The organism is Anaeromassilibacillus sp. Marseille-P3371, from assembly GCF_900169665.1.
Lineage (GTDB): Bacteria > Bacillota > Clostridia > Oscillospirales > Acutalibacteraceae > Anaeromassilibacillus.
The window spans coordinates 1420898-1445245 of the sequence record NZ_LT835157.1 but is presented as its reverse complement, the minus strand read 5'-3'; the positions used below and the strand labels follow the sequence as shown (position 1 = coordinate 1445245).

26 protein-coding genes are annotated in these 24348 nt (G+C 47.0%); 4 read left to right on the top strand and 22 right to left on the bottom strand.

Translation table 11 applies throughout. The features are described from left to right. Positions 1-11: 11 nt before the first annotated feature. From rpmF to nagB, 8 genes are all read right to left on the bottom strand, one after another. A complete protein-coding gene (gene rpmF / locus B9Y59_RS05225; protein WP_054323143.1) occupies positions 12-194 on the bottom strand; it encodes a 50S ribosomal protein L32 in 183 nt (60 codons plus the stop codon). A gap of 23 nt (positions 195-217) precedes the next feature. Continuing rightward, the gene (locus B9Y59_RS05220; protein ID WP_054323144.1) at positions 218-718 is read right to left on the bottom strand and encodes a YceD family protein; all 501 of its coding nucleotides are present in this window, start codon (positions 716-718) and stop codon (positions 218-220) included. 155 nt (positions 719-873) lie between these two features. Beyond that, a complete protein-coding gene (locus B9Y59_RS05215; protein ID WP_054323145.1) occupies positions 874-1290 on the bottom strand; it encodes a hypothetical protein in 417 nt (138 codons plus the stop codon). A 55-nt stretch (positions 1291-1345) separates the two neighbouring features. Next, positions 1346-2686: a glucose-6-phosphate isomerase gene (locus tag B9Y59_RS05210; RefSeq protein WP_085532197.1), complete on the bottom strand. Its 1341-nt coding sequence runs from the start codon at positions 2684-2686 to the stop codon at positions 1346-1348. A gap of 192 nt (positions 2687-2878) precedes the next feature. Continuing rightward, entirely contained in the window at positions 2879-4027 is a 1149-nt protein-coding gene (locus B9Y59_RS05205; protein WP_054323146.1) for a D-alanyl-D-alanine carboxypeptidase family protein, read from the bottom strand. A gap of 221 nt (positions 4028-4248) precedes the next feature. Then, positions 4249-5007, bottom strand: coding sequence for an imidazole glycerol phosphate synthase subunit HisF (gene hisF / locus B9Y59_RS05200; protein ID WP_085532195.1), 759 nt, complete (start codon positions 5005-5007; stop codon positions 4249-4251). Between the two features lie 12 nt (positions 5008-5019). Next, positions 5020-5637 carry an imidazole glycerol phosphate synthase subunit HisH gene (hisH, locus tag B9Y59_RS05195; protein ID WP_054323148.1) on the bottom strand — a complete coding sequence of 206 codons (618 nt, stop codon included), beginning with the start codon at positions 5635-5637 and terminating at the stop codon, positions 5020-5022. 292 nt (positions 5638-5929) lie between these two features. Further along, positions 5930-6682 carry a glucosamine-6-phosphate deaminase gene (gene nagB, locus B9Y59_RS05190; protein WP_085532193.1) on the bottom strand — a complete coding sequence of 251 codons (753 nt, stop codon included), beginning with the start codon at positions 6680-6682 and terminating at the stop codon, positions 5930-5932. Between the two features lie 189 nt (positions 6683-6871). On the opposite strand from nagB, the gene B9Y59_RS05185 reads away from it, so the two are divergent. Then, positions 6872-7276: a putative ABC transporter permease gene (locus tag B9Y59_RS05185; protein WP_054323150.1), complete on the top strand. Its 405-nt coding sequence runs from the start codon at positions 6872-6874 to the stop codon at positions 7274-7276. 251 nt (positions 7277-7527) lie between these two features. Here the strand turns inward: B9Y59_RS05185 and B9Y59_RS05180 are convergent, their stop codons facing one another. Continuing rightward, on the bottom strand, positions 7528-8448 hold the full coding sequence (locus B9Y59_RS05180) for a GH25 family lysozyme (protein ID WP_054323151.1): 921 nt from the start codon (positions 8446-8448) through the stop codon (positions 7528-7530). Positions 8449-8634: 186 nt separating this feature from the next. Here B9Y59_RS05180 and B9Y59_RS05175 point away from each other — a divergent pair, with 186 nt between their 5' ends. Continuing rightward, the gene (locus B9Y59_RS05175) at positions 8635-8874 is read left to right on the top strand and encodes a heavy-metal-associated domain-containing protein (RefSeq protein WP_054323152.1); all 240 of its coding nucleotides are present in this window, start codon (positions 8635-8637) and stop codon (positions 8872-8874) included. An 81-nt stretch (positions 8875-8955) separates the two neighbouring features. Here B9Y59_RS05175 and B9Y59_RS05170 read toward each other — a convergent pair whose 3' ends face one another. The 13 genes from B9Y59_RS05170 to rpsU form a co-directional block, all read right to left on the bottom strand. Then, positions 8956-10329 carry an ABC transporter permease gene (locus B9Y59_RS05170; protein WP_085532191.1) on the bottom strand — a complete coding sequence of 458 codons (1374 nt, stop codon included), beginning with the start codon at positions 10327-10329 and terminating at the stop codon, positions 8956-8958. 49 nt (positions 10330-10378) lie between these two features. Next, a complete protein-coding gene (locus B9Y59_RS05165; protein ID WP_085532189.1) occupies positions 10379-12250 on the bottom strand; it encodes a COG1361 family protein in 1872 nt (623 codons plus the stop codon). Between the two features lie 11 nt (positions 12251-12261). After that, entirely contained in the window at positions 12262-13005 is a 744-nt protein-coding gene (locus B9Y59_RS05160; RefSeq protein ID WP_085532186.1) for an ABC transporter ATP-binding protein, read from the bottom strand. An 848-nt stretch (positions 13006-13853) separates the two neighbouring features. Next, positions 13854-15263, bottom strand: coding sequence for a glycoside hydrolase family 10-like protein (locus B9Y59_RS05155; RefSeq protein WP_085532184.1), 1410 nt, complete (start codon positions 15261-15263; stop codon positions 13854-13856). Between the two features lie 263 nt (positions 15264-15526). Then, positions 15527-17419, bottom strand: a complete 1893-nt coding sequence (locus B9Y59_RS05150) for a nucleoside-diphosphate sugar epimerase/dehydratase (protein ID WP_054324060.1) — start codon at positions 17417-17419, stop codon at positions 15527-15529. Between the two features lie 179 nt (positions 17420-17598). Further along, complete coding sequence (locus B9Y59_RS05145; protein WP_085532182.1) at positions 17599-18228, bottom strand: ABC transporter ATP-binding protein; 630 nt, start codon at positions 18226-18228, stop codon at positions 17599-17601. 9 nt (positions 18229-18237) lie between these two features. After that, positions 18238-18963: an ABC transporter permease gene (locus B9Y59_RS05140; RefSeq protein WP_242967346.1), complete on the bottom strand. Its 726-nt coding sequence runs from the start codon at positions 18961-18963 to the stop codon at positions 18238-18240. A gap of 43 nt (positions 18964-19006) precedes the next feature. Then, a complete protein-coding gene (locus B9Y59_RS05135) occupies positions 19007-20068 on the bottom strand; it encodes an ABC transporter substrate-binding protein (RefSeq protein ID WP_242967252.1) in 1062 nt (353 codons plus the stop codon). 132 nt (positions 20069-20200) lie between these two features. Then, positions 20201-20620 (bottom strand): CD1247 N-terminal domain-containing protein, encoded by a 420-nt coding sequence (locus B9Y59_RS05130; protein ID WP_054324063.1) that lies wholly within the window; start codon positions 20618-20620, stop codon positions 20201-20203. A gap of 128 nt (positions 20621-20748) precedes the next feature. Beyond that, positions 20749-21306: an elongation factor P gene (gene efp, locus B9Y59_RS05125; RefSeq protein ID WP_085532180.1), complete on the bottom strand. Its 558-nt coding sequence runs from the start codon at positions 21304-21306 to the stop codon at positions 20749-20751. Between the two features lie 90 nt (positions 21307-21396). Beyond that, positions 21397-21828 (bottom strand): type II 3-dehydroquinate dehydratase, encoded by a 432-nt coding sequence (aroQ, locus tag B9Y59_RS05120; protein ID WP_054324064.1) that lies wholly within the window; start codon positions 21826-21828, stop codon positions 21397-21399. After that, entirely contained in the window at positions 21825-22340 is a 516-nt protein-coding gene (locus B9Y59_RS05115; protein WP_054324065.1) for a YqeG family HAD IIIA-type phosphatase, read from the bottom strand. The genes aroQ and B9Y59_RS05115 overlap by 4 nt, the downstream gene beginning before the upstream one ends. A 105-nt stretch (positions 22341-22445) precedes the next feature. Continuing rightward, complete coding sequence (gene rpsU, locus B9Y59_RS05110; RefSeq protein ID WP_054324066.1) at positions 22446-22622, bottom strand: 30S ribosomal protein S21; 177 nt, start codon at positions 22620-22622, stop codon at positions 22446-22448. A 329-nt stretch (positions 22623-22951) separates the two neighbouring features. On the opposite strand from rpsU, the gene B9Y59_RS05105 reads away from it, so the two are divergent. Together B9Y59_RS05105 and B9Y59_RS05100 are read left to right on the top strand one after the other, a co-directional pair. Beyond that, complete coding sequence (locus tag B9Y59_RS05105) at positions 22952-23290, top strand: helix-turn-helix domain-containing protein (RefSeq protein WP_054324067.1); 339 nt, start codon at positions 22952-22954, stop codon at positions 23288-23290. Next, a complete protein-coding gene (locus tag B9Y59_RS05100; RefSeq protein ID WP_085532178.1) occupies positions 23287-24024 on the top strand; it encodes an ImmA/IrrE family metallo-endopeptidase in 738 nt (245 codons plus the stop codon). Before B9Y59_RS05105 ends, B9Y59_RS05100 begins: the two co-directional genes overlap by 4 nt. Positions 24025-24348 lie beyond the last annotated feature (324 nt).

The window sequence follows — 24348 nt, the reverse complement described above, 5'->3', positions numbered from 1 at the left end:
AAATCAAAAAATCAGGCTTCCTTCTTGATGACTTCTCTGCCGTTGTAAAAACCGCAGTTGTCGCACACTCTGTGAGGCGCCTTGTACTCCCCGCACTTCGGGCATTTCATCAGTGCAGGAGCGTCGAGCTTCCACACATTGGAACGTCTCTTATTCTGTCTTGCGCTGGATACTTTCCGCTTTGGTACCGCCATGGTCAGCACCTCCTTATAAAAGCTTAGCTATCTATCAGTTGTTTAAGGACCTCCATACGGGGGTCAATCTGATGTGTTTGACAATTGCATGCGCCTTCATTCAGATTCTTTCCACATTGCGGACATAAACCCTTGCAATCCTCTTTACAAAGGAACTTTGTCGGAAGCTCCAACAAAATATCCGCCCGGACTAGTTCGTCCAAGTCCAACTTATAATCACTCACCTGAATGTATTCGCCACTGTCCTCTTCATTTTCCAAGGACAACACCAGCACATGCGAAAAAGGATAGTTATATGGCCGTTCTACTTGGACTGCACACCGGTCGCAAGGAATTGAAAACTGAAATTTCGCCTTCACATCCAACTGCACAAGTCCCGCGCGGTTCTCAACCTTTCCCTCAACCTCAACCGGCGCAACAAATGGATAAGCGCCGTTTATATTGACGGATGATAGATCGATTGAGCCACAAAACGAACGACTGGCACCCTCCTGTAAAAACACGTCTTCGAGTTCAAGAAGCATTTTTCACACCTCGGCGCTACATTAGCTTATTATATAGGTTCCTCTACGCTTTGTCAATACAATTTATAGGTAAAAATTTGAAATATCCACAAAACACACGCAAAGATGCCGCCGGTACCGTAAAAGCACCGGCGGTATCGCATACATCAAACGGTTTAAATCTGCGTTGCGAGGTTTTCAATTCCCTCTGGAAGTTCACCCTTATCCGCAGAAACCAACAGGATGATGTTGACCTCGTCTTCCTTGGAAAGCTTGTTCATACGGCCAACAAACTCCTCCAGCGCTTTCATATCCTGGCCAATGATCTTCAATGTGGAATCCACAAAAATATCGGTCACGTCGTAATTACCAGCACAGATTCCGCTGATAAAGCCTGCCAACGCTTCCATCCCACAGATGTTGTAACTGTCGCTGTCCACCAGACGCGCCTGATGGGAGATGTCATAAGTCAGCTTCAAACCTTTTTCAATGACGACGACGTTTCCGTCAGAAGTCTTAACCGCTTCATTTGCGCGCTCAATCAATTTTTTTGTTTTGCCGGAACCTTTTTTACCTACGATTAGAGTAACCATTGAAACTCCCCCTGTATGATAGTATTTCCGCGTTCCGCGGATAAAATCGCCAGAATTATTTGTGGAGTCTTGCCTCCAGAGCTTCCTTCTGTGCCTCATAACCGGGTTTTCCAAGAAGAGCAAACATGTTCTTTTTATAGCTCTCTACGCCGGGCTGATCAAACGGATTGACTCCCAACAGATAACCGGAGATGGCACACGCTTTTTCGAAGAAATAGATAAGTGAACCCAAGGACTCTTCGGAGAAATCCGGTACATGTAGCACAACGTTCGGAACACCGCCGTCCGTATGTGCTAAGACCGTGCCCTCAAAGGCCTTTTCATTGACATAAGACATGCTCTTGCCTTCCAAGAAGTTTAGGCCGTCCACATTTTCAGGATCGTTGCCGATGTAAAGTTCTTGCTTTGCTTTGTCAAACAGAACAACCGTCTCAAAGAGGGAGCGGCGGCCCTGCTGAATGTATTGCCCCATGGAATGCAGGTCTGTAGAGAACACCACGGATGCCGGGAACAAGCCTTTATTATCCTTGCCTTCACTCTCCCCATAGAGCTGTTTCCACCACTCGCACATCATCGTATAGCAGGGTTCATAGCTGACGAGGATTTCGATCTCCTTCCCCTTGCGATAGAGCATATTGCGCAGAGCAGCATAAAGATAGCAGGGATTCGTGAACATATCGGGATTGTTGTACTCCTGCTGTGCCTTTGCAGCGCCAGCCATCAGTGCATCAATATCCGCGCCGCTGACGGCGATGGGCAGCAGGCCAACAGCTGTCAGAACTGAGTAACGTCCACCAACGTCGTCCGGGACTACAAAGGTTTCGTAACCTTCTTTGGTCGCAAGCTGCTTGAGCGTACCGCGCGCCTTATCGGTCGTGCAGTAAATGCGCTTTTTCGCCTCTTCTTTGCCGTACTTCTTCTCCAGGAACTCACGCAACACGCGGAATGCGATGGCGGGTTCTGTCGTTGTACCGGACTTGGAGATCATGTTGATGGAGACGTCCTTTCCTTCACAGATCGCCAGCAACTCGCTCAACGCGGTAGAGCTGATGCTATTTCCTGTGAAGTAAATGTCGGGCGTATCCTTCTTCATGTTGTTGTAATTGGGCGATTTTAAAAACTCAATGGCTGCGCGCGCGCCAAGATAGGAACCTCCGATGCCGATGACAATGAACACCTGCGAATCCGACTGAATTCTTTTGGCCGCCTCTTTGATGCGGGCAAATTCTTCTTTATCGTAATTGGTCGGGAGATCCACCCACCCGATAAAATCGTTGCCGAGGCCAGTGCCACTGTGAAGCATTTCGTGCGCAAGCTTTACCTGCGGCGCGAGCGCCTTATATTCATTTTCACCAACAAACCCGGACAGATGTTGTGTATCAACTCTGACAGACATATGAAATCCTCCTAAATATTGCAATCTTGGGTATGTTGTTATTTTACAATAGTTTGTCCATATTTGCAAGGGAAGGCACATATTTTATAATTAAATAATTTGTGAATCCTGCTTGCTTGTGCATTTTGTGTATTTTTGACGGGCGGCAAAGAGAGCCGTGCCCTTTTTCAAAGGGCACGGTCTTGCCGATGGTCACATGGACACAAGCTGCCGGAACAAAAGTTGAAAAACAGAGGAAAAGGTAATCTCCGGGATGGAAGTCTTAGCAAGAATGTTATATTCCTTGAGGATTTCGCCATCCAAAGTGCAGGTGACTTTCCCCAAAACTTGCCCTTCTTCAACCGGTGCCGTCAAGTTTTCTCCCACTGTCACCTGGTACTGAATCTCCGTATCCTTCCCTTTGGGAATTAATAGAACCCCATCCGTTGTAACTGTGGTCTCCACTTGATCGGACATGCCATTCAAAACCGGAATGGGAGCCACCGCTTCCGGCGGCACCTGAGGCGTAGCGACCGACCAGTTGGCGAACCCATAATCCAATAGGGTTGAAGCAGCGGAAAAGCGATCTTTGGTGTTTGCAGCGCCCAAAACCACGGCAATCAACTGGACCCCATCGCGCTCTGCGGTGGCACTAATACAGCTTCCTGCTTGCCCTGTTGTACCCGTTTTCAGCCCGGTAATCCCCTTATAGGATTTAATGAGTTTATTGGTATTGACCAACTGTGTCTGGCCATCGCGGACATAGTCGATCCAAATCATTGTATAATCAAAGATTTTCTTATGTTTCATCAATTCCCGTGACATAACCGCGACATCATAGGCAGAGGTTAAATGTCCTTCCTCGTCCAAACCGTTGCAGTTTTTAAACGTCGTATCCGCCATCCCCAGCTCCTGCGCTTTTTCGTTCATCTGCCGCAGAAAATCTTCCTCACTGCCGGCAACGTATTCTGCCAAAGCCACAGCGGCATCATTTGCGCTCGCCACTACAGTCGCTTTGAGCATGTCGTCTACAGACATGGTCTCCCCTTCTTTGAGCCAAATATCTGATCCTCCCATCGAAGCAGCATGAGCACTTGTCGTCACTGTATCGGTCAAAGAAATCTTCCCCGCATCCAGGGCTTCCATCACCAGCAACAATGTCATGACCTTTGTGATCGATGCACAAGGGCGTTTTTCGTGTGGGTTCTTCTCGTATAGCACTCTTCCTGTCTGCGCTTCCATCAGGACAGCAGCAGGCGCTTTGACCTCTTCTTCTGAAAGTGCAGATGCAGCGCGCATCGGAACGGACAATCCGATCAGCAGAACGGCCAGCAGCCCTGCTGCAATTCGTTTGCCTTTCATTTGTGTAATCTCCCTCCTCGTTCTGCTCCCGGAGCGGAGGCTGTACAGCTGCCCTCTTGGCATCCGGGAATCCAAACCCGTCCGAATAGACTTGTTCGGTCTTCCCTAATTCTTATGCCGTCCAATGCGGGATTATCGCAATATCTGCTCTGAAAATCAAAAAGTTCCTGTGCAGAAGGATGACATCCCCTTCATACACAGGAACTCAAATGCCAAATAACTCACTGGCGTACAGAAATCCCTCGCCCGGCAAGATACCCTTTCAATTCCGGAATCGTGATCTCTCCAAAGTGGAACAGCGAAGCCGCCAATACTGCATCCGCCTGCCCTTGGGTAAAGGCATCATAAAAATGCTCCATTTTCCCTGCACCTCCAGAGGCGATCACCGGCACATGAACACATTCCGAAACCGCTCGTGTCAATTCCAAATCATAGCCGTTCTTGACGCCATCACAGTCCATGCTGGTGAGTAAAATCTCTCCTGCCCCCAACCGAACTGCCTTCTGCGCCCATTCTATGGCATCCAATCCGGTATCCACCCGGCCGCCATTCAAATAGACCGTCCAGCCGCCTTCCGAACGGCGCTTCGCATCGATTGCACACACCACACACTGGCTCCCAAATTTATCGGCTGCCTCCTGAATCAAAGCAGGGTTTCGGATAGCTGCCGAATTGACGGACACTTTATCTGCGCCGGCACGCAACAAAGCGTTGAAATCGTCCACGGAACGGATTCCTCCTCCTACTGTAAAGGGAATAAAGATGCTATCCGCTACCTGTGACACTATGTCCAGAATAATGTTGCGCGCCTGCGCCGAAGCAGTGATGTCCAGAAAGACCAGCTCGTCCGCTCCCTGTGCATCATACATCTTTGCCGCTTCCACCGGGTCCCCAGCATCGCGCAGATTGACGAAATTGGTCCCCTTGACCACTCTCCCATTGTTGACATCTAGGCAGGGAATGATTCTCTTGGCATACATATCCATTCCTCCTCAAACTGTATCAATCTGTGCAACAAAGTTTTGCAACATCTTCAAGCCAGTCCGTCCACTTTTTTCGGGGTGAAATTGGGTGGCAAACAGCTTTCCCCGCTGAATCGAGGCGTCAATCCGCACACCGTATTCCGTTGTTGATGAGACAACGCTCGGATCGTCTGCATGCAAATAATAAGAGTGCACAAAATACACGTATGGGTCTTCCTCCAAACCAGAAAAAAGTCCACTTTGGTTGCGGAGTTCCAGAGAATTCCATCCCATATGCGGTACCTTTAAACCGCGATTTGCTGGTATACGGTGGATTTTCCCCTCGAGGACCCCTAAACCGTGTACACCGGGGCTTTCCTCACTCCCCTCAAAAAGAAGCTGTAAACCCAAGCAAATCCCTAAAAAAGGCTTTCCACTCTCAATAAAGTCCAAAACCGGCTGAACAAGGCCGGATTGCTTCAAACTATTCATGGAATCGCCAAAAGCACCCACCCCCGGCAAAATAGCTGCCTTGGATTCCCGAATGACCTCCGGGTCTGCTGTCACCTGTACTGCACAACCGATATGATGAAATGCTTTTATTACACTTTGAATGTTACCTGCTCCATAGTCAATGACCGAGATCACATATATTCCCCCGTTCTCAGCTATTTCTGCTACTTTTCCGCATTGCTATGCTAAAATACGATATACGTTATTCTATCATTTTTTGCTTAGAAAGGCAAATGGTTTCTAGGTTCTACAAAGAGAACCCCCTTATTGCTTCGACTTTATGTTTGAATATCCCCCTTATCAAAATACACATGAGTTCCTATAGCAAACCCCTTTTCCTCCCTAGGGATACAAAAAGAGGCTCCTTCCGGCGAAAACAACGCCAAAAAGGGGCCTCTTTTTGTATAAAAATACACGACTCTTACAATTAATCAATCATTTCCGGATGCTTTTCGCGGATGACAGACATTGCCTCCTCGTCTGCCACGATGGTGACATCCGGGTGCACCTGCAAAATAGATGCCGGAACCTCCGGAGTGATCGGCCCAAACAGGGACTTATAGAGAATTTCTGCCTTACCAGCACCATTGGCTACCAAGAGCACTTTTTTTGCCTTCATAATTGCGCCGATTCCCATGGTTACCGCATATCTCGGAACCTCATCCTTGCTGGCAAAAAAGCGGGAATTGGCATCGATGGTTTTTTGATTGAGGGTGACACGGTGGGTTTCTTTGATATAACTCTCGCTCGGCTCATTGAATCCAATGTGGCCCGTATTGCCAATGCCCAAAAGCTGTAAGTCGATTCCACCGAGAGATTCGATGAGCGCGTCATACCGGCAGCCTTCTTTTGCAACATCTTCCGCTAAACCGTCCGGCACATGGGTGTTCTCCAAGCGGATATTAATGTGCTTAAAGAAATTTTCCTTCATGTAGTAATGATAACTCTGCTCATGCTCCGGTGCAAGGCCGCAGTATTCATCCAAATTAACGCTACGCACTTTCGAAAAATCGACATCGCCCTTATTATACCAATCAATCAGTTGTGCATAAACCCCCAAGGGCGTAGAACCTGTTGCAAGCCCCAAAACGGAATCTGGCTTTAAAATAACTTGTGCAGAGATGAGATTTGCCGCCTTCCGGCTCATTCCTGTATAATCCGGCGCGCTGAAAATTTTCATACAAACCTTCCTTTCACGACCACCGGCTGCCGCTTCCTTCCTGCTGCTGGCCTCCGGCTCCCATAAAATATTCTAAAGTATATTATACTGTTTTTTTGGAGAATCGCAAGCGTGAGATCTGTATAATTTTGTCCATTTTGCAAACAACTATGTTCATCTAGTTAGGATAGGAGGACACAAAAAAGATAAATGAAGAAAAATGCGCTATTGTTTGCTACCGGTGGTTCCGTCTATCCGGCATTGGAAATTTTATGCCGCGGACACACCGACCTCTCCATGTCTGTAGCCGGTGGAATCTGCCTGTGCTTAATTGATCGAATCTGCAATCGTTCTATGAAAGGAAAATGTTTAGCTGTAAAATGTTGCATTGGGTCTGGAATTATCACTTCTGTGGAGTTTGTCGTCGGTCTCATTGTCAATGTTGCCTGGAAACAAAACGTTTGGGATTATTCAAATCTACCATTGAATATTATGGGACAGGTTTGTCTTCCCTTTTCCATTCTTTGGTTTCTTATCACAATTCCAGCACTCGGCGTATGCAATCTGTACGATAAAATTAAATTTGTTCCATCGAAAAAGCATATGGCTAAATAGATTTGTCCACCTAAAATAACCCTTCAGTAATAGATTGTACGCATTTAGAGAAATTACACTCTTTGGTAGAAAAGGTAAATTTGAAGAGCAAAAGAAACAGGAGGGTGTCCCAAAAGTCATGAAATGACGGAAGGATACCCCCTTTTTTTAGAAACGCAGATATTTTTCCAAACAGAAAGAGGATGCCCCTTTCCTATGAATCGAGAGATCCGTAGTTTTGGGACACCCTCCTGACGCTATTCATCCGCGACTTAAGAAATCCAAAAGACAAATCTCCGGGCAGCGGTATCCTCATCCCCGCCATAGCGAGTCCAAATACCAGTGGATTGTCCTGGTTCCCCGATAGGAACCACCAAGAAAAACTGCTCTGTTTTTGTCCTACGGACAGGAATCACGGTAACGATATTGGATGTCCCTGCATACAGTTCGATCTTTGAAGGGTCAGAAGCCGTACATTTGACACCATACCATTGCCCGCGCGCTTTGTGTACATCCATGGTCGTGTCAATTGCGATAGGATTCTCCAATTCCCAGCCATTCAGGCCCTTGCTCTTGATTATTTCTGGGAAATTTTTGAAGCTAATATCCGTGTCACAGCCATCCTTTCCCCCTGTTTGTACACCGGGCCATTCCCCTCCTGTGGAAGAGATTTCATCTTGCCAAAGTTCACAGGATACATCCGGCTTATCTACACCGGGACGGGCATACCAAAATACATATTCCGTCAGTTGTTCCGGGTAGATCATCCGGTTATACCAATCCTTGTTGACATAATAGGCAGCCAGATAACCTGCTTCTTGCAATCCCTCACAGATGGTGTGAATAATATCGGTGAGCGTTTGACGGGAAGGCATTCCATTTTTTTCTTTATAACCGTCTCCGTCCTCCATGTCAATTGCAATCGGGAACAACGGTTTCTTGCCTTTGAGCAGACGTAAAAGGTGTGCTAGCTCACTTTTGGCATCTGCCGTGTTTAATGCATAGCTATAGAGATAGGCTCCCCAGGGAATCCCCAATCGTTCACAGGCTTTTACATTTTCTTCAAAAGTCCGGTCATCTTGATCCGCCTGATCGTTTCCGTAACCACAGCGCAGCATAGCAAACTCTAACCCTGCCTCTTTGGCCGCATCCCAATTCACCGTATTATGGCTACTGACATCAATTCCTTTCATGCATCTTGTCCCCCTTCTCTATTTGATACAGTCCATACTACGCAGAAAGGGCTCTATTCGTGACTGCTTTGGTTTTCAAGGAAATATCATAAAAAAGATGGATAGACCTATACCTGAAATTCCGTCCAAAACTTGCCGCGTTATAACCATTCACTTCTCGGGAACGCTATTCTTGAGGTGATGAAGATGCCAAGTGAAAGCGCTTATATGATTGTAGAGCGAGTCAGTGGAAAACACGATTTAAAGGAAATTAAGCGCGGGTTGGATCAACTTCACGGTGTTACTTCCGTCAGTGTAAATCCTTCCCATAATCTGGTAGCCGTGGACTACGATAGTTCCGGTACGTCTTATGACGCAATCGAACATCAACTCAATAAGCTCGGCTATGAAGTCGCAGCAGATGCAAGTAATATTAACACAAGGTAATCTCCTCCCATATCTCCTAAAACAAACAAAGACGGACACTTCCACACGGGATTGTGTCCGTCTTTGTTTTAAACGTAAGCACTATTCCTGTTTAATTGCTGTCAAGGCGCTAATTTTAACGGCGCGATTGGCTGGATAAAAACCAGACACCAAGCCAATCATCGTGGCAAATACCAAAGCGCCAAGAGCCAGCCAAATCGGTATGATCGACACATTTGCCCCGGTCACACCCACACCGACGATTCCTCCCAACGAGATGCTGTTCCCTCCGGCAGCAAACGAATTGATCGCAAAAGAAATACCGTAACTGAATGCAAGCCCCAAAACGCCTCCAAAAAATCCAATGGTACCCGCTTCAATCAAGAACATGGTCCGAATGTTCCCAACTACGCATCCCAAAACCTTCATTACGCCGATTTCTCTTGTACGTTCATAGATGGACATAATCATCGTATTGGTGATACCAAGCGCCGCTACCAAAAGCGATATAGCGCCCAATCCGCCTAAAATCATTTGGATGGTACGCATTTGTTCTTCCAGAGGCTTGCGAATACTTTCCATGCTGTAGGTATCTGCAAAGCCAAGCGCTTGAATGGCTTCTTCCACCTCGGCAACATGATCCACACTGTCTGCCTTCACACTAACATTGTCATAACTCGTATTTGTATTGGAGCTGTCAATCTTATTTAGCTTATTGTATTGCTCTTGAAGTTTCTTCGCAAAACTGACATCCATAAAAACCGCATAGCCCGGCGGAGGATTCCGGCTCCAATCGTCCCCCATCACACCGATACATTCCAACTTAACTGGTTTTTGCTTTTTACTCGCTGTTGTCGTCCCCGTACCTTCATCTAAATTGCCCTGCATCTCATTAATCACCAGTTCCAGCTCATCCTCCATAGGGTCTACATATGGATCTGGAATGGTTCCTGTTGCATCGGGCTGAGCAAAAATCATATTATTGCTGGTTTTTTTCGTATTGTAGAAGTTATAAAGAGCCGACCACCCGAAGAGAATCATATTCTCCTTGAAATCCTCTCCGGGCAAAACTCCCTCTTGGACGGTATAGCCAAAATCAGCCAAGGATTTCATATTCACACCATAAATTTGTCCCTGATAAGCATACTTCCCGCTATTGATGGTCACTGCATTCCAATCCAATGTATATACCGGCGTAACAGCCGCCACATGGGGGATTGCTTCAATTTGAGCAATCATGTCGTCATCCAACGGGGTAGAATCCGGCGTCTGATTATAGTTGTTAATCTGGACGATGGTTAAATCTCCCATCCCCTCCATCATGGTGTTCATGCTCTCTTTGATTCCAATGCCAAAGGAAACCATCACAACAATCGCACATGTACCGATAATGACGCCCGCAATGGTCAATAACGTTCGCACCTTACGCTTGAACAGATTGCTCAAGCTCATGCCGATCATATCTTTCCATTTCAAAACCCGGACCCTCCTTTCTCAGCGGAGAGGCTGTTTGATTGCTGCATCATCATTTTACAGTGTCCTCCGGCGAAATGTCGTCATAGTCATCCTCAGCTTCCAACATTCGAAGCTTTCTAGCCTTCAGTTTTTTACGCACAAAGACCAAAATCACAATCAACAAGAGCACACCGCCACAGACAGTCAGTCCAATGGCCCATGCCGGTGGTCCAGCAGCCGCTGTCACATCGCCATCTACCGGCATATCTCCACCGATTACCTCGCCGCCCATATCCGTAGGCAGGGGAATGACATCGCAGGAAAATTCTTTTTTGATCTCTTTTGTTTCCCCGTTTGAATCCTCATATGTAAAGGTCGCTGTCCCCGCCATGGTTCCCACGTCCATTGGCGTAAGCGATGCATCGAACGAATCGCCCGTGCCGGATTCCACATTGCCAATATAGGTCGACATATCCTCTGAAGTAAAGTTACCCTCCAGATCTACCGCCAGGTTAAAGATTTTGCTCTTTCCCTTATTGACATAGCTAATGCTGAGCTGACCTTGATCGCCCATATAGATCGGACCAAAAAGATCCACCTGATTGATTTCAAAGCGGTCAGGCTGTGTCAAAGGAATGGAGATCGTTTCCGTTCCCTTCAAGTCCGCTTTGCGAATCCCATCTACAACCGCCTCATATGTGTAATCAATCGTCACACCATAGGACTTTGGCGCCGCATCCACTTTCGGATAGAGGGCAATTTTCTCCTGGAAACTACCTCCACCCTTAACATTCTGGATAAAAAAAGTATTGGATGACCGGGACGGTGTAAATGCTACAATTCCCTCATCCCCATCCGGAGCCGAAGAAACTGTCATCTTCAAATTTTCAATGGCTATATTCGGGCTGGTATTCCGGAAATTCATGGTCAGCATGAACTCCGTACCACCCGTAACCGACATCCCACCATAATCGTAGCTTTCGATGATAATCTGCGGAACACTCGAATTAGAGCTTTCCTCTTCATCCGCACTGACTTTGGTCCCCTGTACTGGAATAAACATGCGGGGAGCAACACTGGCATCCGCGGCCAAATCACTTGAAGTAAACTTGACCGATAACGGATAACTCTTTGTCTCCATCTTTGCAGAACAAACCAAGGGGTAGGTTAAAGTCGCTGTGGCCTGTGCAGGTAGAGAATCGATATAGAGCGTGTCCGTTGCACCGCGCATAGCGATTTCAGGGGCATTGGCATTGTCAAAAGCAGCCACAATATTGTTGCAGACAACATTACTGTTATTCTTTACGGTCACTTTTAAATTGAAAGCATCGCCTTCCTTAATTCCGCTGGCAGGGTCAGTGGAGTAGGAAGTCACTGTCAGAATGGGATTATCCTCTTCATCTTCATCGTCAGAGCTGGTGCCATCTCCCACAGGATCAAAGATCGTTTTTTGGACGGTAAAAGAATTGATTTTGCTATTATTCTTATCGTAGTAAGAGATCTTGAAACGTAAAGTTCCCACTTTATCATTGACACGTTTCATATATTTTTCTGGGATTGTCAGCTTATAACCAAAATCCACCCTTGTGGAGTCCTCATCCTCTGAAGAAGTCGGCAGCTCAATGTCGGTATCATTGGTCCAAAGGATCTCATTTTTGTCAGTCGTATAGCTTTTCTTTCCCAAGGAAATCGAACTGGTAACACTACTGACATCTATGTCAATTCTCTCCACGCTTGTAGCTGAAGAATAATCCGAATGGTCAAAAACAAAGGTCGCTTCAAACGGCGTATTCTTGGACACGGTTTGTTTGTCGCTGTATACCACGGGGTCAGGCTCATACTCCTTATCTGCCGCAAAAGCAGGCACGGCGGACGCCAACATGGCGGAAAGCAGCACCAGCATAGTAAACAGCGAGATTCCCTGTTTCACGATCCTGTTCATAAAGCTCCTCCTCATTCATTTACAGCCGCAGAAGCCGGCTCTTTTTGTTCATTTTCAAGGGTAACAATGGACTGATTCGGTTCATCACTGACAATACTGCCGTCATGCAGGTTGATAATACGATCTGCATATTTCGCAATATTGACATCATGCGTAACAATAATCAATGTCTCATGGTATCGTTTTGCCATACGAACCATGATTTCCATAACCCCCCGGCTTGTCTTACTGTCCAGATTTCCGGTGGGTTCGTCGGCAAAAACAATCTTCGGCCTTGCTACGAATGCCCTAGCAATGCCGACACGTTGCTGCTGGCCGCCACTCATCTGTGTCGGCCGGTGCATCATACGGCTGGCAAGACCTACCGCTTTGAGCATATGTATCGCTTCTTTGGTTCTTGTGCGCTTGTTGACGCCTTTAAACATCAACGGCATCGCCACGTTCTCAATCGCAGTCTGGGTAGGCATCAGATTGTACGACTGAAACACGAAGCCGATATTTCTTTGACGAAACAAGGCCCATTGCTTCTCAGAGAACTGCGTCACATTTTTCCCCGCTATCCATACGCTACCCTTTGTCGGTTTTTCCAACCCCGCCATAATGTTCAGCAAAGTAGATTTACCCGAACCGGAAGTTCCAAGGATGCAGCAGATTTCTCCTTGTTCAATCCGCAGATTAATCCGGCCAAGCGCAACAATTTTTTCCTCATCCACTCGATAAACCTTTCGAATATCTTTTACATTGATTAGACTCATGCGTCTCTCCCCATGTATAAAATCGCCGCCAAGCAGCCAATTCTGATCTTATTCCTGGTTTTGTCAAAGGAATCTCATCCAGTGTTTCATCCCTTGCCGGCTTTACATTGTAAAATCCTTTCCAGCTTACTCCGTGAGGTTATCTATAACATTCTCCTACTCGCATGGAGTTTAAAGCCAGTTCAAAGCCCCCTGCCCGATCATCCTCTGAATGTTTCAATGTTCTCCTTGGCATCGGAAGCTTGCAAGTTCCCGCGACGCTGGTTTCCGCTTATGCCATGAAGCTATCTATGGCATTCTCCTACTCGCATGGAGTTTAAAGCCGGTTCAAAGCCCCCTGCCCGATCATCCTCTGAATGTTTCAATGTTCTCCTTGGCATCGGAAGCTTGCAAGTTCCCGCGACGCTGGTTTCCACTTATGCCATGAAGCTATCTATGGCATTCTCCTACTCGCATGGAGTTTAAAGCCAGTTCAAAGCCTCCTGCCCGATCATCCTCTGAATGTTTCAATGTTCTCCTTGGCATCGGAAGCTTGCAAGTTCCCGCGGCACTGGATTCCACTTATGCCATGAAGCTATCTATGGCATTCTCCTACTCGCATGGAGTTTAAAACCAGTTCAAAGGCACCTGCCCGATCATCCTCTGAACGTTTCAATGTCCTCCCTGGCATCGGAAGTCTGCAAGTTCCTGCGGCGCTGGCTTCCGCTTACGCCGTGAGGTTATTATAACACACGTTTCCCAGAATTTCTCTATTTGTGAAAAGAATGTAATGATTTGTAGAATTTATGTGATACGGCCCGCCAACAGAGAACTCCTGCTGGCGGGCCGTATTTCTCCTGATACAGAAATCAACCGTTCAGGAGCTTCTTCACATTTGCCATCTCTTTTGCAGTCTGTGGATGATCAAGATATGCCCAAGAGTAAAGCATGAATCCGTCGCAATCCAGACTGCGGGCGGTTTGAATCTGCCGGGCGATGATATTATCTGCCTTTTCCCATCCGCTCGAATTCGTTCCCGCTTTGTAAAGGGCCAAGCCTATGTAAATCTTTACATGATCTGCCGTTACAAGGCTCTTCCACTTTTTCGCCAGAGTCTCAAATGGAGCGGTCGGATGATCGTAGGTCCAATAAATTTGCGGACAAATATAATCGATATAGCCTGGCTTACTGCACCATGTATACACATCTGCACCTGCATTGAGATCGTTTGCAATATTGCCCTGTGGAGAAATGCCAAACACAACATTTGGCTTTGTCTCCTTTACCATCTTGTATACAGCAGCCACCAAGCTATTGATGTTCTGCGTCCTCCATGCCCCAATGGACAAGGTTGAACCACTCTGTTGATAGGCCGCTTTGTCAAGAGTTACATCTGCCGAATTCACATTGAACGGATAGAAATAGTCATCAAATTGTACTCCATCGACATCATACTTTTGGACGACCTCTTTTATTCCATTTACAATATAATCACGCACCTGAGAATACCCAGGATTCATATAAATGGCCCCATCCTTTGTGAACGTCCAATTGGATTTGACCGGATCATTTTTCCACTGGTTGTATGGGCTATTTGAAGCGACAACCGGCGGATAATTTCCTGCTTTGATCCGCAGTGGATTAAACCATGCGTGGAACTTCATACCAGCCTGGTGCGTTGCAGAAACCATGTAAGCCAAAGGATCGTATCCCGGTCCCACCCCCTGGGTACCGCTCAAGAAATGCGTCCACGGATAATAGTTGGAAGGATAGTATGCGTCTCCATGAGAACGCACATGTACAACCAGTGTGTTCGCGCCGCTATTTTTGGCCTTAGCAATGATGTCATTAAACTTTCTCTGGAAAGCAGCATAACTCTTATCCGCTTCCTTGGTCATATCCAAGCTAAGATAGGGAACCCAAACCGCCCGCATCTCCTGTTCCTGTACAACGGGCGTAGTAGTCGCCGGCGCATTATAAGATGGACTACTGACAGTGCCCTCCACCAGCTCTGGTTTACTGGTCTCTACGGTCGATTCCGTTTGAGAGCTCTCTGTGACAGCCTTTTCGGATACAGATGAATTCATTGCAGAGGACACCTCTTCCAACTCGCTGGACAATTGAGGCGCGGAAGAATTCTCTACTGAAATTTCACTGGAAACAAAATCATTTGTCACCAATGAATCCTCCAGTTTCTGCGGGGCGCTCGAACATGCGACACTACTGCACAACATGGCTGCCGCGAGTACAGCTGCCGCAATCTTTCTCCATTTTTTCACGTGTGTACGCTCCTTTTCTTATTGATTTCTCTGTCTCAGGAAACATTTGTCTTGATTTCCTATGTAAAAGCTCTGAATCCGAACAAATTTTAGTCATAAACTTTAGAATTCTGTTCCATGAAGTCTATTATATGCGATGATGCGTGGGAATTCAAGAAAAAATTCACTCGGCAGCGACTGGAAATAACCGTAAAAATGCCTCCCCTATACATACACAATACAAGGGAGGCATCCAAAATCTTTCAGTTTTGTTACAAAAATGTTTATTCAGCAGCTAAGGCATCGCTGCGCTCTGCATGACCTGTATAAGTTGGCACCAACCGGTGTACAATCTCAATCATTTTTACATTGTCCACCCCGGCTACGCCACGCAATTGTTCCAGATCATTTAAGAAGGTATCCTCGTCAAATGGGATCGGCTTGCCAATGTAGATCAATTCATGCGAAGTCTTTTGACAACCGCCCTCGCTGTCCAGCAAAAGCTCCTCATAGAGCTTTTCTCCCGGACGCAAACCGGTATACGCAATCTTAATATCCACATCCGGCTCCAATCCTGACAAACGAATCAGGTTGCGGGCCAAATCCACGATCTTGACTGGCTCTCCCATATCGAGAATGAATATTTCTCCGCCGTGTGCCATTCCGCCGGCCTGAATGACCAGCCGCGCCGCTTCCGGGATGGTCATAAAATAGCGAATAATGTCAGGATGTGTAACGGTTACTGGCCCACCGGCTGCAATTTGCCGCTTAAACAGCGGAATAACGCTGCCGTTGCTTCCCAAAACATTGCCAAATCGCACGGCCATATAGTCTGTATTCTGGCTGTGGCGGCTGCAATATTGAATAATCAGTTCACAGATACGTTTGGTCGCTCCCATGATATTGGTAGGATTGACTGCCTTGTCCGTCGAGATCATGACCATCCGTTTCACTCCGTATTGATCGCAAGCCTGAGCAACATTGAGCGTACCAAAGACATTGTTTTTGACCGCCTCGCCTGGGCTCAGTTCCATCAACGGGACATGCTTGTGCGCAGCAGCATGGAAAACCACATCGGGCCGGCATACTTCAAATATATGCTCAACACGTGCCCGGTCACGTACAGAACCGATCAAAACCTCCAAATTCAAATTTGGAAATTTCATTAAGAGTTCGTTCTGAAGATCGTAGGCATTATTTTCATAAATATCAAATATAATCAGGCGCTTGGGATGGAAGTGTGCAATCTGACGGCACAATTCCGAACCAATCGATCCGCCGCCTCCTGTAACCAATACCGTTTTATTCTTCAAATAACCGCTGATTTCCTCCACATTGAGGTTGACCTCATCGCGCCCCAGCAAGTCTAAAATATCTACATCGCGCACTGCGGGATGCTCCATATCCCCCTCGATCATCTCATACAGCGCAGGAATCGTTTTTAATTTGCACCCGGTTTTCGCACAGATGCTCAAAATATCCTGACGGTCTTCCCGCTTGGCCGAGGCAATGGCCAGAACGATTTGATCGACGTTATAACGGCCAGCCATCCGCGGAATGCTTTCCCGGCCACCCACCACTTTTACGCCGTGGATGCGGGTCCCTCGCTTGCTTTTATCATCGTCGATTGCTACAACTGGAATTCCCTTGCTCTCTGGGGCGGATTTCATATCCTTTATGACCATAGACCCCATCTCACCGGCCCCAACCACCATAACCCGATGGAACTCTTCGCTATCCTGCTGGGACAGGCGGCGCTTCCGCCGGTGCCACAATCGAATGGCAAACCGAGAACCGCCGACAAACAGGAACATCAATGCCCACCCCATCAAATATACGGGAATCGGCAAACGATTTGTATGAAACACAGGATCTGCCATGGTGAACCCCATCGCAGCAATTAAAACGCTCGAGATGGATACTCCAAAAAAAATCTGAATCAATTCATCAAGGCTGGCAAATTGCCACATCGTTGTATAGAATCGACACAGAAAAAACACAATCAGACAGATACCGGTCGCCCACGGAATTTGAATTTGAAAATACTCAAATTCCCACCAGGGCACTTTCCCATCGAACCGGAGCATTAAAGCAATCCAATAGCTGAAATACACCCAAACAATGTCAAAAAACACCTGCGGCAGGGCCGACCATATATTCGCCCTCTTTTGTCTCATTACCATTCCCCCACAGTATCATGATCCACAGCGCTGAAGCGCCGCATCCTTATCGACCTGGCAACTACCAGGACGCGGTCTTTGGCATCCTTTTACAAAAGGGTCTGTTTTCGATTATAGCATAGATTTCCCATAAAAGGAACATCTTCTTCCAAATCGCTACAAAAATGGAGCCAATATCAGGCATTCTTGCGTTGAGCCCCTTGTATTTCCGAATGTACGACACGCAAGGGTGGTCCTTCCAAATAGAGAATCTGATCTGCCAAAGAACGTGCCTCCTCCAAATCGTGTGTCACCAGAATTTTGAGGGCCTCCTGTGTGTGCTTTTGAAGCAGAGTCTGCATCCGCAGGCGCGTCTTATGATCCAAAGCTCGGAACGGCTCGTCCAATAGAAAGATCTCCCCACCAAATGCCAACGCTCGGGCAAGCGCCACACGTTGACGCATCCCACCGCTCAATTCCGCTGGACGCTTTTCCATATCATCCTTCAATCCAACGGCTTCTAACCATCGTTCGGCTGTTTTTATATGTGGATGGTTTAATACAACTTCCACATTTTCACGTGCGCTAATCCAAGGTAATAAACGGTCTTCTTGGAACATGTATGCGATTTTGCGATCCTCTATCCCCAAAACAGCGCCAGAATCCAACATCTCCAAACCTGCAATACAATTTAGCAGAGTTGTTTTTCCGCAACCCGAAGGACCTAATAGGCAAATCGTACCCTTTTGAGGGAATTCTAAATCAAATTGATCCAATATTGCCCGCCCTTCATACGCCTTACAGGCATTTTGTATGGTAACATTCATGTAGGTTCCTCACGAAAGATTGTATTTTTTTCCAACGGCTTTCATCAGCTTCACCATCAACTTTTCCAGTACAACGCTAATGACGATGACAACTGCAGTCCATGCGAAGAGGTCGGCCGTTTCAATATAGATCTTTGCATTATAGATATTGCCGCCGATGGAGTGTTTCGTGTTGGCCAAGACCTCTGCGGCAACGCCCGCCTTCCAAGACAGCCCCATGCCGGTCGTACAGGCAGCCGTAAAATAAGGCATGACGGACGGCAGATAGATTCGACGGATGGTTTTCATTGTATGAAAACGGTAGACCGCTGCCATCTGCAAAAGATTCCGATCGGTTTTTGCAATTCCATTGGATACATTCCCCCATACAACGGGCAATACCATCAGAAAAGATGTAAAGACCGGCACGTAAGGGGATTCAATCCAAACCAAAGCAAGCAATATAAAAGAAGCCACTGGGGTTGCTTTTATAATACTGACAATCGGATGGAAAAGGTCGTACAGGAAGCGCGACATTGACGTCAAGGCTGCCAAAAGAGTTCCAATTCCTACGCCCAATAGAAATCCGGAAACAATTCGCAGCATGGAATACATCGCTGTGAGCCAAAACTCCCCTTCCCCTGCCAACTCCAAAAGCCGCTGTGATGCGCGAACAGGAGATACAATCAGTATCTCCTGTTTGACAACCAAATATAAAATCTGCCAGAGAATCAACCAAAATAAAGCTACCAACACTTTCCGCATGCATATTGCTATACGGCTCTGGGATGAGGCCGCCTTATTTGATATAGTAGAAATCTTCACCCGGCAACTCTCCTCCAACGGACTTTGGATTGGCTGTGAACAGAATATTCAGGAAGTCTGGCATTTTTTTCTGCATTTCCTCTCCATCCATGTAAACAATATTGCAGTTTGGAATGGCCTTTTCTGCAACTGCTGCTGGCATGATGTCATATTTTTCGGAAAGTTCTGCCGCCTCATCGACGTGATTATTTGTAAAATCAACCGATTCTTTATATTCATCCAGGAAGGCGTCAAAGGCCTCCTTATTCTGTTCCGCAAAGTCCTTACGCACTACCAGACATCCCATGGTCAACACGCTCTTGTCCCCTGCAACTTTATTCCATTCATCGGTGAGATTTAAAGCGACTTGGACATTCGGATCTTTTGCCGTCACCTGTGTGACAAAGGGCTCTGGCAACACTGCGATCTTTGCATCACCGGACAGGATGCTTGCTGCCAATTCACTGTGATCTGCCTTATATTCTACGGTTACATCTGTCCCGGGTGTCAAACCATTCTCAGTCAGAATATAGTTAAAAGCATATTCCGGAGTGGCACCCTGACCCGAAGAATAAACCGTCTTTCCTTTTAGATCCTCTATGCTGCTGATGTCTTCTCCATTTGTCACAATATAGAGTACGCCCAATGTATTGAGAGCAGCAAGCTGAACATTCCCAGACGTCTTATTGTAAAGAATGGCAGCTGTATTGGTGGGCAGTGCCGCAACATCCGCTTCTCCACTGGAAATCATAGAAACCGCCGCATCCGGGGAAGAGGCAATCGTCACGTCATAAGTATTTACTGTGGAACCTTCTTCGCTGTCCTGCATCAACTTAACCATACCAAGTCCGGTCGGTCCCTTTTGCGCGGCAATTTTGATTGTGATCGTTTCTTTCGGAGAACTGGAAGGATCTTCTGAGCCCTCCGATGAAGACGCTGGCACACTCTCCGGCGCTTGACTGCTGGCCTCCTCCGGCTGTGAGCCACATCCAGTCAAAACCGCCCCCAACATACACAATGAAAGCGCCATCGCTGTCAAACGTTTCATGAAATTCATGGCAAATTCCTCCTTTTGCTTCATAAAAACTCTTTTATTTTTTTGCAAAAGCTTTGCAAGAAAGATGATATTGGAAAAAGCACCGTATCCGCCCAAGCAGATACGGTGCCCTCTCGTCCGAAGCTCTAAAAATTATTCACTGCAACTTTCGCAGCCACAGCCGCAACTGTCCTCATCGCACTCATCGATGTCGAACTCCAGCGTCTCGCCACAATTCGGGCAGTCCATCTGACCATCCTCAATAATGTCCTCGGAGAGGCAGATCGTCTCATGACAATTCGGGCAAGTCACTTCATAATAGCACTCGTCCTCATCCTCATCGTCCTCTTCGTCTCCATAAAAGTCATCTTCCAGCGAGCCCAAGTCCTCGTCAACCGCATCGAGCTGATCGGCCATATCATTATAGCCGTCCTCCAGGTCGGACAGGGACATTGCCATATCGTCCAGTAATTCGATGATCGCGTTCAGAACCTTGACCTCTTTCTTGTTGTCGTCGAGCTCTAGGCCCTCTGCCAAACCACGGATGTACGCAACTTTCTCAGTGTTCGTCATGACTTGTGCCTCCTTTAATTTCATTCAAATCAATTCTTCCCACCGCTTTAAGCGGCCAAAAGCAAAAACGTAGGCAAGGAAGCATCGAAAACGACACTTCCTTCAAAAGAATCCCAATGTATTGTGCGTTATGCGCGCTCCATATATTCACCTGTACGGGTATCAATACGGATTGTCTCTCCCTCATTGATGAAAAGCGGGACTTTGATTTCCGCGCCTGTCTCCAAGGTAGCCGGCTTGGTAGCATTGGTTGCGGTGTCGCCCTTAAAGCCCGGATCTGTCTTGACCACTTCGAGTTCGACAAAGTTCGGCGGTTCTACACCAAACACATTCCCCTTATAGGAGAGAACCTTGCAATCCATGTTCTCTTTGACAAACTTAAAGTTGTCGCCCAAAACGCTCTTGTTGATCGGAATCTGCTCAAAGGTCTCAGAATCCATAAAATAATACAGGTCCCCATCATTGTACAGATACTGCATGTCCTTGCGCTCTACGAAAGCGGTTGGATATTTGTCGTTCGGGTTGAACGTCTTTTCTGTAACGGCGCCTGTAATGACGTTACGAATTTTGGTGCGGACGAAAGCAGCGCCTTTGCCGGGTTTCACGTGCTGAAACTCGATGATGGAAACAACGTTGCCATCCATTTCAAAAGTCACGCCATTTCTAAAATCTCCTGCAGATATCATGACCGTATCCTCCAATAACTAATTTACTATCCTTTAGTGTATAATATTTCCTGCCATTTTTCAAGACAAATTTTTCACAATACGCGAATCTCACATCAGATTCTTGAGGGCATCCAATGCCAAAAAATAGCTGTATTTGCCAAAACCGCAAATCTGACCTGCGCATACATCCGCAATAACAGATTTATGCCGAAATTCTTCCCGTGCATGGATATTGGACATATGTGTTTCCACAAACGGAATGCGCACACAGGAAATCGCGTCGTGCAACGCATAACTGTAGTGGGTCAACGCGCCAGCATTCAGCACCACTCCATCGTAGTTTCCCCGACTGGCATGAATTTTATCAATGATGTCACCTTCGTGGTTGGACTGAAAGATGTCGCACGTATATCCCAGCTTTTTTGCATGTTCCAAAATCTGTAGATTGATACTTTCTGCTGTCTCATCGCCATAGACGCCCTTTTCTCGGACGCCTACCATATTGAGGTTCGGACCTAGAATCACCAAAACTCGTTTCATACGTCTCCCCCCTTTTTCCCCTGTCGCTGGGCAAGCCGCCTGCGGACCGGCTTCTCCAATGCACGGCGAATACGGATAGAAAAGCCCTTTTCTGCTCCACGTGGGGTGAGTAAAACCGATTTCATTCGTGAGAGATTGGCCCCCACCACATCCGTAAACACCTGGTCACCGATCACAACCGTCTTTTCCCTTTTAGCCCCTAGTTTGCGAATTGCGCGAAGATACGCAATCGGAAATGGCTTGATCGAAAAGGATAAGAACGGCAGATCATACTTCGCTGCAAACGGGGCCACCCGTTTCGCAAAATTGTTTGATAGAATCATCACGCGAAATCCCTGGCGGCGCATCTCATGCGACCACTCAACCGTTCCCGGAAAAGGCTCCTGAGAACCGTGATAAGCCAACGTATTGTCCACATCCAGAAGGATGGTGTCCACCTCCAATGCGGTCAGCATAGCCGGTGTGACATCCAGCAAATTCTCTACTGCTATTGTGGGCAAAAGCAACGCCATCGGGCACCTCCCGTATTGGATCGAAAGCGTCTGGCGGACGCTTTCTTAAAACGTTAAAAAAGCGGGCTTTAAGCCCGCTTTTTGTGAAATTCATTCCTGTAAACGTTATCTGTACTTACGCTTACGGGCCGCTTCGGACTTCTTCTTCCGCCTGACAGAAGGCTTCTCATAAGCTTCTCTCTTGCGAACTTCAGCAATGACACCCGCTCTTGCACACTGCTTCTTGAATCTTCTGAGCGCGCTTTCCAGGGACTCATTGTCCTTAATTCTGATTTCAGCCATTTATTTTCCCTCCCATCCGCCGAAAGGCAGGGGTTAATAGTAACTCAATTACATAAAAGTTATTATACATACACTTTTCAGCTCTGTCAAGTCTTTCCGAACAAACTCTCAAAAAACTCCACTTCGAAAGAGAATATGTATCCTCCCTTTTATCCAACGTTTTATATTATTACATAAATTGGCAAAGAAAGCAATACAAAACCTCCAAAAAATCAGAATAATGATTGCAAAAAAGCAAAAGCTGTGCCATAATAAAAAACAAATGTACGTTTTTCCACGATCGTGGCAAAATGCTCATCTGCAAATTTCGTTCATAAGGAGGGGATTGCATGGAGTGGAAGGATCGCGCTAAGAACCGGAGAATCCATCAAGGACTTACTCTGGAAAAAGTCGCCCAAGCGGTAGGTGTCAGTGCCGCCACCGTTTCCCGTTGGGAACGCGGCGAAATTGCAAGCCTGAGTGCAGATAAAGTTGCCCGATTGGCAGAAGTCCTTCAAGTCACACCGGATTACCTGATCGGTTGGGAGGTCCCTCCCCAAGAAGGGAAACTCAGCAATGTGTACTTTAATTTCGCACGCGAAGCGCAAGAAAATGATATTGACCCGGATGACATCCGTTTGGCCATTGACATGATCAAGAAGCTAAAAAGGAGACACGCACAGAAATGAACCGGCACTGCACAAAAGCGGAGCTCTATCGGGCGATCTGTGCATTGCGCAAACGCCTAAACATTCCGGAGTCGGATCAACCATTGGACATGATCTCGCTATGTGAAGCACTCCCGAACCTTGCCCTGGGATTTCCTCCTTTCAAAACCCCCGGCCTTAAGGGAGTTTCCTGTCTCTCCACCGACGGCGGTCCGGACATTATCCTTCTCAATGGAAATCTATCCTGGCGTGAAAATAATTTTACCTGTGGCCATGAATTGATTCATGTCACGCTCCATCGCGATGGCCCGGCTAAGTCGTTCAACTGCTTTGAAAAAGCGCGCCCCAATCAGGACCGTTTTTTGGAGTGGCAGGCGAATGAAGGGGCCGCCGAACTTCTTCTCCCCGCACGTGTTCTCCTCCCCCTTGTTCGGGAACGGTATCCAGCACTACATACATGGAAAGACTATCTACGCTTTAAAGGGGAATTGGCAGAGAATTTTCGCATCACGGAAGCTGTGGTCACCTTCCGTTTTGAGAGTCTCAAATACGAGATCACGCAATATCTCTCTGGAATCCCGTACGAGGAAGTCCGTATTCTTTCTTCCGCCAAGCAGCGCGAGTCCGGGCTCCACATAAAATCGCTCAATGATCTGGAAGCCGAGTGTCTAGCGCAGGAATCCGACCGACTTCGCCGCATTCATAGGCGCATGCTGGACTTTCATTCCATCGATATAGCATACGATCGCCGTTAAAAGGCCATATTGCTTCTCTTCGTTTCGGATGCAAGACGATCCCCTCGTGGGATTATCTGCTAAAGGTATCCTGATTCCGAGGAATGCACATTTACAAATCCAACATAGATGTAATCATAGAAATTGGATCACCAAAAGGCAGGCTATATTCCGGTATCATGTCACTCAAACTCTGGCATATGATTCAAGGCGTTCAACTGCTTTTTAATTCCAGGGGTGGGCACAAAAATGTTGCAAATCGTTCTGGCCAGAGCGATTGGAGCTGCAATTGGCATGGTTCTAATCGCTGTAATTTATGTAATCCTACAGAACTTGGCTCAAAAA